Genomic DNA, 12753 nt, shown 5'->3' with positions numbered 1-12753 from the left:
CTGTTGCTCTTCACAGCCATAACGCCGCAATGGATATCCCAAATAGATCTATGCTCATAACCCAAATGCATATTTGATCTAAACAGCATCAAATAAACGCGGCCATCGGCGCCTGGCTTGAGGTTGATCGCGGGGCCTCAACGATCAACCCCTACCTTCCCCCAGGCCGAAAGCACCGTGGCCAGGATGATCACCCCAGCCCCTACTCCCATCCGCACCGACGGCTGCTCCCCGAACAACCACCACGCACAAGCAATCGCATACACCGGCTCCAGGGCAATGATCATCCCGGCACTGCGCGCCTCGAGCCCTTCCAGGCTCTTTACGAACAGGTACTGCGACAAGCCGGTGCAGAACACGCCCAACAGCGCCAGATAGACCCAGTCGCTCATCTGCAGCCCCTGCCCCAGCAGGCTATCCAAGGCAAACGGTGTCACCAGCACGGCCACGGTCACGTTCTGCCAGAAAGCCACCTGCAGCGCATCCATACCCTTGGCCGCACGGCGGTTGGTGATGGCGAGCAGCGCGAACGACAGGCCCGAGGCCAAGCCCCAGAGCAAGCCGACCGTGCCCTGGTCGAGCAGGTCGAACGAAGGTACGACCAGGACCAGGCCGATGCTCACCAGAAGCAACAGCATGCACTCGCTGGCACCGATGCGGTCGCGGAAGACCAGCAGGTCCAGCAAGGCGATGAAAGCCGGGAAGCTGGCGAAACCGAGGGTCGCCACAGCGACACCGCCGACCTTGATGGCGATGAAGAAGGTCACCCAGTGGGCCGCCAACAGCGCGCCGCTGAACACCATGACGCCGAGCTTGCGCCAGTCCAGCCCCTTGAACAGGGCGCGGCGCTGCAGCTGCGCGACCACGCCGAGGGCGAGTACGGCAAAGGCAGCACGGCCATAGGTGATGAGGCTCGCGTCCGCATGAATGAGGGCGCCGAGGATGCCGGTCAAGCCGAACAGCACAGCGGCGATGTGGGCAACGACCAGGGCATTGCGGTGGCTCGTCCCCTGGACGACGCCGGTTGCATCTGAAGCGATCATGGGCAGTCAAATCTTAAAGTATGCGCACGCAGCCACTCCCCAGTGGACCTGTGCACGGGTTCATTCGAAATTGGGGATTGTGTGGCCACCGGTGACCCGGGGCCCGCAGCGCCGCAGCGCCGCAGCATTGGTCTAGCCCTTTGCAGTTCGGCGTGCCAGCGGATGGTGTGAATGGTTTCCGGCACGTCGACGTTCTGGCACTCGCTGACCGGCTTGCCGCTGTCCAGGCTTTCCAGCACAGCCAGCTCGTGGACGTTGTCTTCCAGCAGTTGGGCGAACTTCAGCAGGATGTGCTTGCGCTCGCCTGGCTGCAGCTTCGACCACGAGCCGTCCTCGAAGACGCCGCCCATGACTGAGGCACACAAGGCCATGGAACGGGCTTGCCTGCGATGCGCTGGCAATGCATCCTCAAGGAGCGGTTTCACTCTCGATCTCAGCGCTCCGGGCCCCAGCTGTGCCAACCATATGGCCCAGCCTGCCTCAATTTTTGCGGCCGAAACGGGACCTACAGGAGCGGGCCTGCATACCGTACGCCGCGATCGAGGACGAAGTCCTTGCCTTACTACAGTGCTGCCAGTGCCAACGCATCGCGGGCAAGCCCGCTCCTACAGCTCCCGAGTCGGCTGTAATAATCGAGAAATGCAGTGAGCCAGTGGGCGTTAGCAGAGTTCGCGATGGGCCGCTAAAGCCGCTCCACTTACCGAGCGCTTGCTCCTGACCATCTAACCCCCTGCAGGCTCACATCAAGGTGTAGTCCAAACGACTGCCAGAGGACGCTGGAAGCCTGCATGGGAACAATGTCGGTCAGCATAGGAAGCGCTGATATACCAAGGAATCACATGGCCACCCAACACGCTTTTTCAATCGCCAATGCAATCATCTCGCTGGTCAACGACTCTCAACCAATCTTGTACGCCCTTGGCATCCTTATTCTCGTACTGTTTTCCTGGAAAAGAGCAGGATCTGCGCATTTTCTGTTTGGTCGAATCTGGAGACTCTTGGGAGGAGACAAGGAGTTCACCGACAGCTACCTGAATACGCAGTGGAAACAGCTACGAGATGTCGAGTCAATGCGTTTCTATACAGGTATCCGTTTTCCTAGCAAGTCCAGCGCCACCAAGACATTAAACTGGATGGACATTCACGATATTGCGTTAGGTGACCTGATCAGAGCCAAACGCTTTTTCGACCCGGAAGCCGTCAAGATGAAGAACCCCCACTACATCATGCGCAAGACTTCAGCTGGGTTCATAATGCTTGTGCTGTTGCTATTGATTGGGTTACTGGGCACCTTCAACCAATTTGATGAAGCCTTCCTGACAATTAAAAAGACGCGTACTGCATTTTGGACAAACGGGCAAGTAGCAATGTCCTGGAGTCGCAACGGCTGGGAGCTAAACAAGAGCGACTGTGAAGCCGGCAAGGTCGTGTTAACTCCAGAGGATAACGAAGTGATCTGCGAGTTACTCAAAACCCCACCACAGGACTTTATTGAACAGTCCATCCAAGAGCAGCGCTTGATCAATGCAGTCATCATATCCATGGTCATTCTGCTCATTGCCTTTATCACCAAGGGGCTGATCTCAGCCGAGATCGCCAACAAGCTTTACCGTAAGCTAAATGCCTAGCCTCAACAGGCCCAGATGCCAATACCAAGTAGCGCCATCTGTAAAGATGCTCAGGGGCGGCCAACCACCCCTGACTGGCTAGGCTCCTCAGCCATATCAAGCCCGAGTATTGCCCCATTGTCCCATTGCATGGCATAGAAGTACCCCCACGTGGCCACAGCGATCGGCTCTCATCCCGACCCGACTCCCAGCCTCGAGCAATCCAGGAGGTTCGTCCCATGAGCAAGACACCCTATGTTCCGCCCCAGGTCTGGCAGCATGACGCACCATCGGGTGGCGAGTTCGCCAGCATCAACCGGCCTGTCGCCGGGCCGACCCATGAGAAGACGTTGCCGCTAGGCAAGCATCCACTGCAGCTTTATTCCCTGGCCACGCCCAATGGGGTCAAGGTCACCATCCTCCTCGAAGAGCTGCTGGCGCTGGGGCACAGCGGTGCCGAGTACGATGCCTGGCTCATCCGTATTACCGAGGGCGAGCAGTTCTCCAGTGGCTTCGTCGAGATCAACCCCAACTCGAAGATCCCTGCCCTGCTCGACCGCAGCACAGAGCCGCCGATCCGTGTGTTCGAATCAGGCTCGATCCTGCTGTACCTGGCCGAGAAGTTCGGCTGCTTCCTGCCCACCGACCCGGCCGGGCGTGCAGAAACCCTGAACTGGCTGTTCTGGCAGATGGGCTCGGCGCCTTACCTGGGTGGTGGCTTCGGGCATTTCTATGCCTATGCGCCGGAGAAGTTCGAGTATCCGATCAACCGCTTCACCATGGAGGCCAAGCGTCAGTTGGATGTGCTGGATCGCCGGCTCGCCGAGAGCCAGTACCTGGCGGGCGACAGTTACACCATCGCCGATATCGCCGTCTGGCCCTGGTATGGCCAACTGGCGCGGGGCAACCTGTACTCGGCAGGTGAGTTCCTCGCGGTGCAGGAGTACAGCCATGTACAGCGCTGGGCCGAAAAAATAGCCAGCCGGCCAGCGGTCATCCGCGGGCAGCGGGTCAACCGCACGTGGGGAGACGAGGAAAGCCAGGTGCCGGAACGGCATGCGGCACAAGACTTGGACCGGTAGTAGCCATCACAGGCAATACAGCTGCCACACAAGAATCGAGGCCTGCTGTCTTTAGTAGGCGCCGTCGGCGCCTGCAAGAGCGGAGTCATGCAGGTCCCGATGCCCAATCATTTTCATCAAAACAACGAAAGTGTTCCCGGGATCCAGCGGTTTTTCCCCAGCAACCGCCAGGCTAGTCTTCCCCCATCTTTTCCACGCCCTCGAACTCCGGGATGAACCTGATGAAAGCCATTGTCTTCACCCAGCACGGCCTGCCCATTGATGACCCCCTCGCGCTGTTCGACAGCGAACTGCCCAAGCCCGCACCGGGACCGCGTGACCTGCTGGTAGAAGTGCGGGCCCTATCGGTGAACCCAGTCGATACCAAGATCCGCGCCGGCAGCGGCGCCACCCCGGAACCCCGCGTAATAGGCTGGGATGCGGTCGGCGTAGTGCGGGAGACCGGCAGCGAGGTGACACTGTTCCAACCCGGCGACGAGGTATTCTATGCCGGCGCCATCGACCGCCCCGGCAGCTACAGCGAATTCCACCTGGTGGACGAACGCATCGTCGGGCACAAGCCCAAGTCCCTGGACGACGCCAGCGCCGCGGCCCTGCCGCTGACGTCGATCACCGCTTGGGAGCTGCTGTTCGACCGCCTGGGCATTCCGGAAAACGGCGGCGCAGGCCAGAGCCTGCTAATCGTGGGCGCCGGCGGCGGCGTAGGGTCTATCCTGACCCAGCTGGCGCGCCAGCTCACCGGCCTGACCGTGATCGGCACCGCCTCGCGGCCAGAGACCCAGCAGTGGGTCAAGGACCTGGGCGCGCACCATGTGATCGACCACAGTCAGTCCATTCCCGAGCAGTTAAAGCAGATCGGCATCGGCGAAGTAGACCATGTGATCAGCCTGACCCACACCGACAACCACTTCGCCCAACTGGTCAAGGCTCTGCGCCCGCAAGGCCAACTGGCGCTGATCGACGACCCGGCCCAGCTCGACGTCGTGCCGATGAAGCGCAAGTCGCTGTCGCTGCACTGGGAGCTGATGTTCACCCGCTCGCTGTACCAGACGGCCGACATGATCAAGCAGCATGAACTGCTCGAACGCATCGCCGGACTGATCGACCAGGGCGTGCTGAAAACCACCCTGGGCGAACATTTCGGTACCATCAACGCCCACAACCTGCGGCGCGCCCATGCTGTCATCGAAAGCGGCAAGGCCAGGGGCAAGATCGTCCTCGAAGGTTTCTGACCCCCTCGCAGCGCCCACACCCAAGCCATCCACCGGAGCCCCTATGGAACTCGCAAGCCTCGCCAAACGCCGCTACACCACCAAAGCCTTCGACGGCACCCGCAAGATCCCGCAGGAAACCATCGACACCCTGCTCGACCAACTGCGCCACAGCCCGTCTTCAGTCAACTCGCAGCCCTGGCACTTCGTGGTCGCCTCCACCGAGGAAGGCAAGGCGCGCATCGCCAAGGGCACCGAAGGCAGCTTCGCCTACAACGAGCCCAAGGTCCTCAATGCCTCCCACGTGATCGTGCTGTGCACTCGCACCGACATGACCGAAGAACACTTGCAAGCCGTGCTCGCCCAGGAAGCCCGCGACGGCCGCTTCAAGAACGACGAAGCCAAGGCCGGCCAGGACAAAACCCGCCGCAGCTACGTGACGCTGCACCGCCATGACCTGAAGGATCTGCAGCACTGGATGGAGAAACAGACCTACCTGGCCTTGGGCACCCTGCTGCTGGGCGCCGCTTCGCTGGGCCTGGATGCCACCCCTATGGAAGGCTTCGACTTCAAAAAGCTCGACGAAGAACTGGGCCTGCGCGCCCAGGGCTACACCAGCCTGGTCCTGGTCAGCCTCGGCTACCGCAGCGACAGCGACTTCAACGCCGAACTGCCCAAATCGCGCCTGAGCGCCGAGCAAGTGTTCACCTACCTCTGAGCCGGGCTCTCACTGGGCCCGCCGATTACGGCGCGCCCAGCAACCGCTCGCAGCGTTCGGCCAGGAAGGTGCGTAACTGCTGGATAGCCGGCGTCAGCGAGTGGCGGTGCGCGCACACCAGTTGCAGAGGCGCCGGCTGGCCCACATCGTCAGGGAACAGCTCCACCAGCCTCCCCGCCCGCAGGTCGTCGATCACGTCGATCTTCGACTTGTAGATAATCCCCAATCCCGCCAAGGCCCAACGCCGCACGATATCGGCATCGTCGCAGGTCCGATCGCCTGTCACCACGATGGTCCTCACCCCTTCCACTCCGTGGAAGCTCCAGCGCTCATGAGTATGCTCACCCATGACATAGCGCAGGCAGTTGTGCCGGCTGAGTTCTTCAGGGGAACGCGGCGCGCCATGCTGGGCTATGTATTCGGGCGACGCGCAGGCCGTGCGGCGGTTGAAAGGTGCCAACGGCAGCGAGACCAGCCCCGAGTCCGCCAACTGTCCATAACGGATGCCCGCATCCAGGTGATCGCTGAAGAAATCCGCGACCTGGTCGCTGATGCGCAGTTGCAACTGCACCCGCGGATGTTCGGCCTGGAAATCATTGAGCCAGGGCAGCAGCACATTGCGTCCCAGGTCTGACGGCATGGACAGCCGGATGACCCCGGCGATGTCGGCCCGAGCCTCCTCCAACGCCATCTCTCCACTGACCAAGGCCTCCAGGGCCGCCTTGGCATGGGGCAAATAGCGCTCACCATCATCCGACAGGCGAAGACGGCGCGTGGAACGCACGAACAGGCGGATACCCAGGTTGCGCTCAAGGCGCTGGATGGCGCCGCTGGCCAGCGCAGGGGAAATGTCGAGCTGACGCGCCGCAGCAGAAAAACTGCCGGCCGCGACGGTGGAGACGAAGACTTGCAGGTCATCGATGCGGACTATTTTCTTCATCGAGGCGAAATTGCTCCTGGATCCGGCGTGTTTTTCATTGTTGCTAAGAATGCTGGCCGATAATCGCCCAATTTCTGGTCAAGGTCCATTCCCTTCAATTGACGAAACTAACCGGATAGTACAAATATCAAGGCATCCAATAACAACAATGAGATGCCCCATGAAACCCCGCATCCTCGTGCTAAACGGCCCCAACCTGAACCTGTTGGGCACCCGCGAACCGGCCACCTATGGCCACGAAACCCTCGCCGACCTCGCTCGCTTCTGCGCCGACAGCGCCCATGAATGTGGGCTGGAGATCGAGTTCCGCCAAACCAACCATGAAGGTGAGCTGCTGGACTGGATTCACGGCGCCCGCGGACGCTGCGCAGGGATCCTGATCAACCCCGCGGCCTGGACCCACACCTCGGTCGCCATCCGCGATGCCTTGGTCGCCAGCGAACTGCCAGTGATCGAAGTGCATCTGTCCAACGTGCACAAGCGCGAACCCTTCCGCCACCTGTCCTTCGTCTCGGCGATTGCCGTCGGGGTGATTTGTGGGCTCGGCAGCCAAGGTTATAGCTTGGGCTTGCAGTACTTCGCCCAGTCGCTCAAGGAGGCAGGCGCATGAGTGCTTCTCCCCAGGGCATCCTCGCCGGCCTGATCGGGCGCGGCATCCAGGCATCCCGTACCCCTGCCCTGCATGAGCGCGAAGGCGACGCCCAGTCCTTGCGCTACCTCTATCGGCTGATCGATGCGGACCAGCTCGGCCTGGCTGACGATGCTCTGCCCCAGTTGCTCGATGCGGCGCAGCACACAGGCTTCACCGGGTTGAATGTGACGTATCCGTTCAAGCAGGCGATCCTGCCGTTGCTCGACGAACTGTCCGATGAGGCAAGCGGGATCGGCGCGGTCAATACGGTGGTGCTGAAGGATGGCAAACGGGTTGGCCACAACACTGATTGCCTGGGTTTTGCCGAAGGCTTTCGCCGGGGCCTACCGGATGCGGCGCGGCGCCAGGTGGTGCAGCTGGGCGCGGGCGGCGCAGGCTCGGCGGTGGCCCATGCGTTGCTTAGCGAAGGGGTCGAACAGTTGCTGCTGTTCGAGGTGGACGCCGATCGCGCCCAGGCGCTGGTGGACAACCTGAACGGACGCTTTGGCGAAGGCCGGGCGGTACTCGGCGGTGACCTCGCGGCTGCCGTGGCCGCTGCCGATGGCCTGGTCAACACCACACCGGTGGGCATGGCCAAGCTGCCCGGTACACCGTTGCCGGTGGAACTGCTGCACCCGAGGCTGTGGGTGGCGGAGATCATCTACTTCCCGCTGGAAACCGAACTGCTGCGCCATGCCCGGGCACTGGGCTGTCGCACCCTGGATGGCGGTACCATGGCGGTGTTCCAGGCGGTCAAGGCATTCGAGCTGTTCAGCGGGCGGCAAGCGGATGCGCAGAGGATGCAGGCGCACTTCGCCAGCTTCAGCTGATCAGAAATCGCGGGGCGTCAGTGACGCCCCATGCGCTGGCAAGCCTGCCCAACTTTCGGGGCCGCGTCGTGCAAAAGGAGCCTGCCCCTCATCCCTCACCTGCCGCGTCAGCGGTCACGCCCGGATATAGCGCAGCACCGCCTCGCAGATCATTTCTTTGTGCCGCTGCTTGATCGCTTCGTCAGACAGGTCGATCTGGAAGATCTCGCTGAAGGTATGGCGGTTCGACACGCGGTAGAAGCAGAACGAACTCATCAGCATGTGCAAGTCGATGACTTCGATTCCCGGGCGGAATATGCCCTCTTCTTCCCCGCGGCGCAGGGTCTTGCCCAACGCGTCCAAGACCATACTGCTCATCTCACGGATCACCGGAGACTGCTTGACGTACTCGCCGTAATGGATGTTCTCGGTGCTGACGATGCGCACGAAGTCGACGTTGCGGTCATGGTGGTCGAAGGTGAACTCCACCAGGCGGCGGATGGCCTGCTCGGCCGGCAGCGACTCCATGTCCAGGCTGCGCTCGGTCTTGCGGATATCGCCGTAGAGCTTGACCAGTACCTCGACGTAAAGCTGCTCCTTGCTGCCGAAGTAGTAGTAAATCATGCGCTTGGAGGTGGCAGTGCGCTCGGCGATGGCATCGACCCGCGCGCCAGCCAGCCCCTGCTGGACGAATTCGGTGATGGCGGCCTGGAGGATGTCCTCGCGCGTTTTTTCGGGGTTGTTCTTGCGCGACTTGCGCACCCCGTCGACTTCAGGCAGGCCGAGGCTGACTACGGAATCACTCATACCGACTCACAGACTGTTGTAGGAATGAGGGGATTATCCGTGACCGAGCGGGCACAGGGAAGCCTGCACCCGCCCATGGGGCTCAGAGCACCGGTTTGCGGGCCGCGCCGCTGCGGGCCTTGGCCATGGCGGCCAGGCGTACGGCGACATTGGCCGCGCCATACCCGAGGTAACCGTTCTTGCGCTGGATGATCTCGAAGAAGAAACGCTCCTCGAACGGCTCGGTGTAGACGTGGAACAGCTCGCCGCCCTGGGCGTCGCGGTCATAGAGCACGTTGTAGTAAGCCAGTTCGCTGAGGAACTCGTCGTCGAAATCGAAGCGCGCGGCCAGGTCGTCGTAGTAGTTCAGCGGGATCTCCAGCAAGGGCACGCCCGCCTCCTTGGCCCGTGCCACTTCGCGGAAGATGTCATCACAGGAGAAGGCGATGTGGTGCACGCCCGAACCACGGTAGCTGGACAGCGCGTGGGCAATGGCGGTGTTGCGGTTCTCCGAGATGTTCAGCGGCAGGCGCACCGAGCTGCACTGGCTGCGCAAGGCTCGGCTCTTTACCAAGCCATAGGGGTCGGGAAGCACCACTTCATCGTCGGCTTCGAAATCGAACAGGCTCTTGTAGAACAGCACCCAGCTGTCCAGCGACTCGGCCGGCAGTGCCAGGGCCATGTGGTCGATACGCTGCAGGCCACCCTCGGCCTTGGCGCCACTGTCGAGATTGAAGTCGGTGTCGTAGATGGTCTGGCCGTCGTCGGCCTGCTCCACCAGGTAGATCAGGCTACCGTCCGGGGCGCGCACCGAGGGGACCTCACGCTCGTTGGGGCCGACCAGGCCACGGTACGGCTGGCCACGGTAGCCACAAGCACGCTGCAGCGCCGCCTGCCCGTCCTGGACCCGCAGCGCCGTGGCGCACAATGAAGGGCCATGGGACTCGAAGAAGTTGTGGCCAAAGGAATAGGGTTCGGCGTTGAGCACGATGTTGATATCGCCCTGACGCAACAGGCTGACCGCCTTGGTGCGATGCTGGCCGGCCTGGGCAAAACCCAGGCGCTTGAGCCAGCCGCCCAGGCGCGCGCCCACGGCTTCGTCGACCGCGAATTCGAGGAACTCCACGCCGTCGTAGCGACTGGCCGCCGGTGGCGTGAACAGCACGCCGGGCTCGACCGCCTGCCCCGCCTGCTCCAAGCGCAGGCGAGTCTTTTCTTCCAGGTAAAGCAGCGAGCGCAGGCCATCGGCAGCGTTCTGTCGTGGCGGCGCGGCGCGAAAGCCATCGTTGAAGATCTCCAGCGACAGCGGCCCACGGTAACCAGTACTGAGGATCGGCGCGAGGAAACCGGCCAGGTCCATTTCGCCCTGCCCCGGGAAGCAGCGGAAATGACGGCTCCATTCCAGCACATCCATGGCCAGGATCGGCGCGTCGGCCATCTGCACGAAGAAGATCTTCTCACCGGGGATGTCGCGGATGGCGCTGGGGTCGCCCTTGAGCGACAGGGTATGGAAGCTGTCGAGGATCACGCCCAAGGCCGGATGATCGGCCTGGCGTACCAGGTTCCAGACCTGCTGGTAGGTGTTGACATGCCGGCCCCAGGCCAGCGCCTCGTAACCGATACGCAGGCCGCGCGCACCGGCGTGCTCGGCCAACAGGCGCAAGTCATCGACCAGCACCTGCTCATCTCCGAGGGCATCGGGCTGGACGTTGCTGCACACCAGCACCAGGTCGGTGCCCAACTCCTGCATCAGGTCGAACTTGCGCTCGGCACGATCCAGGTTCTTCTGCAGACGGTCGCGGCGACAACCTTCGAAATCGCGGAACGGCTGGAACAGGGTGATGGCAATGCCCAGGTCGGCGCACATCTGGCGGATTTCCCGCGGGCTGCCGGCGTAGTAGAGCAGGTCGTTCTCGAAGATCTCGACGCCGTCGAAACCGGCGGCAGCAATGGCTTCGAGCTTTTCCGGCAGGGTACCGCTCAAGGACACGGTGGCAATCGAACGCTGCATGCTGGAGTTCCTTGTTATAGGCGCAGGCGCGGTGCCTGCAGCGGAAAAATGAGGCCCAAAAACCTTTCGGGTTCCTGGCACGATGAATTATTGGCAGGTAAAGTCGCCTCAGCAATTCATTTTGTACGGAACGGTTAGTTTTCTGTTCGATTATCGAACAAAAGCGGATTCAGCGAATTGACCCCTTTTCGACCCATGCGCAAACATTCATCCCAGTTGCAGGCCCCCGACCGGAACCTTGTTGCCCCGGTCATTCGGCAGGTCCTGCGATGGCAAACCCAGCGTCACGACATAATAAGTTCAATAAATCGGGTACCGACTCATGCTCACTTCCATCGCCTCGCAGACCGCACCTGCTCATCCGTTCCCGCTTTGCAGTCCGCCTACACGGCGGCTATCGCTTGCCACCTTGCGCTGACCCCACTTGCGAACCTAACCGGACAGCGGCACCCCGGTTGCCCTCGGGCAAGCGCAGAGCGCGCACCATCCGGGACTAACAAAAACAACGGAGACAACGATGGCTACCTCCAGCTCCCAAGCCAAGAAAGCAACTGCCAGCGGATGGATAGGCTCGGCACTCGAGTACTACGACTTCTTCATCTATGCCCAGGCGGCGGCGCTGATCTTCCCGCAGATCTTCTTCCCCTCCACCGACCCGAAAATGGCCATCGTCGCCTCGCTGGCGACCTACGGCGTCGGCTACCTGGCGCGTCCGGTGGGCGCCTTCGTGCTTGGCCACTGGGGTGACACCCGTGGCCGCAAGAACGTGCTGCTGCTGTGCATGTTCCTGATGGGCATCTCGACCATGGCCGTGGGCCTGCTGCCGACCTACCACGACATCGGCTTCCTCGCCCCGGCCCTGCTGGTGCTTTTGCGCCTGGTCCAGGGCTTCGCCGTGGCCGGAGAAATCTCCGGGGCCAGCTCGATGATCCTGGAGCACGCCCCCTTCGGCCGGCGTGGCTATTACGCCAGCTACACCCTGCAAGGCGTGCAGGCCGGCCAGGTCATGGCCGCCGCGGTCTTCCTGCCACTGGCCTACTTCATGCCCAGCGAGGCCTTCAATGAGTGGGGCTGGCGCATTCCGTTCCTGATGAGCGCCGTGGTACTGATCGCCGGCTTCATCATCCGTCGCGAAGTCCACGAGACCCCGGCCTTCGTCCAGGAAGAGAGCCAGCACAAGGTCGCCAAGTCGCCGATCACCGAAGCCTTCCGCCACAGCTGGAAGTGCATGGTGTTGGTGATGTTCATGGCCCTGATGAACGTGATCCCGGTGGTCGCCACCATCTTCGGCGCGGCCTACGCAGTGCAGCCGGCCTATGGCATCGGCTTCGACAAGAGCGTGTACCTGTGGATTCCGGTGGTGGGCAACATTGTCGCGGTGCTGGTGATTCCCTTCGTCGGCAACCTCTCGGACAAGATCGGCCGCCGCCCGACCATGATCGCCGGCTGCCTGGGCTCGGGATTGCTCGCCTTCGCCTACCTCTACGCCATCAGCATCCAGAACGTGCCGTTGGCCTTCGCCACCTCGATCCTGATGTGGGGCATGGTCTACCAGGGCTACAACGCGGTGTTCCCCAGCTTCTACCCTGAGCTGTTCCAGACCCGCTACCGCGTCTCGGCCATGTCCATCGCACAGAACATCGGCACCATGCTCACGGCCATGCTGCCAGCCCTGTTCGCCACCATCGCCCCGCCCGGCTCGGACAACATCCCGCTGGTAATCGGCAGCCTGGCTTTCTTCATCACCTGCCTGTGCGCTCTCGCCGCCTACCTGGCGCCAGAAACCCACCGCCTGGCCATGGAGGACCTGGGCACCCCAAATGCCCGTCCAATGGAAAAGGACGCGTACGAAGCCAGCCGCAAGAACAGTATGCGGGCGCTGAGTAACTGACCGGACAAGCGTTGCAAGGAAGGC

11 protein-coding genes and 1 pseudogene are annotated in these 12753 nt (G+C 61.9%); 7 read left to right on the top strand and 5 right to left on the bottom strand.

The window, feature by feature from the left end:
* Positions 1–137 precede the first annotated feature (137 nt).
* Positions 138–1043: a DMT family transporter gene (locus ACYU03_RS09940; protein ID WP_461890225.1), complete on the bottom strand. Its 906-nt coding sequence runs from the start codon at positions 1041–1043 to the stop codon at positions 138–140.
* A 143-nt stretch (positions 1044–1186) separates the two neighbouring features.
* Positions 1187–1387 (bottom strand): annotated as a pseudogene (locus ACYU03_RS09935) (aldehyde dehydrogenase family protein); the annotation flags it as partial.
* A gap of 495 nt (positions 1388–1882) precedes the next feature.
* Between ACYU03_RS09935 and ACYU03_RS09930 the strand changes: the two are divergent.
* The 4 genes from ACYU03_RS09930 (at position 1883) to nfsB (ending at position 5661) form a co-directional block, all read left to right on the top strand.
* Positions 1883–2671 (top strand): DUF6216 family protein, encoded by a 789-nt coding sequence (locus ACYU03_RS09930; protein WP_461890223.1) that lies wholly within the window; start codon positions 1883–1885, stop codon positions 2669–2671.
* Positions 2672–2889: 218 nt separating this feature from the next.
* Positions 2890–3732 carry a glutathione-dependent disulfide-bond oxidoreductase gene (yghU, locus tag ACYU03_RS09925; RefSeq protein ID WP_461890221.1) on the top strand — a complete coding sequence of 281 codons (843 nt, stop codon included), beginning with the start codon at positions 2890–2892 and terminating at the stop codon, positions 3730–3732.
* A gap of 221 nt (positions 3733–3953) precedes the next feature.
* Complete coding sequence (locus tag ACYU03_RS09920) at positions 3954–4964, top strand: zinc-binding alcohol dehydrogenase family protein (protein WP_461890219.1); 1011 nt, start codon at positions 3954–3956, stop codon at positions 4962–4964.
* A gap of 43 nt (positions 4965–5007) precedes the next feature.
* Entirely contained in the window at positions 5008–5661 is a 654-nt protein-coding gene (nfsB, locus tag ACYU03_RS09915) for an oxygen-insensitive NAD(P)H nitroreductase (RefSeq protein ID WP_461890217.1), read from the top strand.
* A 25-nt stretch (positions 5662–5686) separates the two neighbouring features.
* On the opposite strand, the gene ACYU03_RS09910 is transcribed toward nfsB, so the two are convergent.
* Positions 5687–6592 (bottom strand): LysR family transcriptional regulator, encoded by a 906-nt coding sequence (locus tag ACYU03_RS09910; RefSeq protein ID WP_461891436.1) that lies wholly within the window; start codon positions 6590–6592, stop codon positions 5687–5689.
* Positions 6593–6761: 169 nt separating this feature from the next.
* Between ACYU03_RS09910 and aroQ the strand changes: the two genes are divergently transcribed.
* Both aroQ and ACYU03_RS09900 read left to right on the top strand, forming a co-directional pair.
* Entirely contained in the window at positions 6762–7211 is a 450-nt protein-coding gene (aroQ, locus tag ACYU03_RS09905) for a type II 3-dehydroquinate dehydratase (protein WP_461890215.1), read from the top strand.
* Complete coding sequence (locus ACYU03_RS09900) at positions 7208–8062, top strand: shikimate dehydrogenase (protein WP_461890213.1); 855 nt, start codon at positions 7208–7210, stop codon at positions 8060–8062. Before aroQ ends, ACYU03_RS09900 begins: the two co-directional genes overlap by 4 nt.
* 114 nt (positions 8063–8176) lie before the next feature.
* On the opposite strand, the gene ACYU03_RS09895 is transcribed toward ACYU03_RS09900, so the two are convergent.
* Positions 8177–8848, bottom strand: coding sequence for a TetR/AcrR family transcriptional regulator (locus ACYU03_RS09895; protein WP_461890211.1), 672 nt, complete (start codon positions 8846–8848; stop codon positions 8177–8179).
* A gap of 82 nt (positions 8849–8930) precedes the next feature.
* On the bottom strand, positions 8931–10838 hold the full coding sequence (quiC, locus tag ACYU03_RS09890; RefSeq protein ID WP_461890209.1) for a 3-dehydroshikimate dehydratase QuiC: 1908 nt from the start codon (positions 10836–10838) through the stop codon (positions 8931–8933).
* A 517-nt stretch (positions 10839–11355) separates the two neighbouring features.
* Between quiC and ACYU03_RS09885 the strand changes: the two genes are divergently transcribed.
* Complete coding sequence (locus ACYU03_RS09885; RefSeq protein WP_461890207.1) at positions 11356–12729, top strand: MFS transporter; 1374 nt, start codon at positions 11356–11358, stop codon at positions 12727–12729.
* The last annotated feature ends 24 nt before the right edge of the window (positions 12730–12753 follow it).

It is taken from the genome of Pseudomonas sp. X10 (assembly GCF_054889225.1).
The sequence above is the reverse complement of the archived record's forward strand: the minus strand, read 5'-3'. Positions and strand labels throughout refer to the sequence as shown.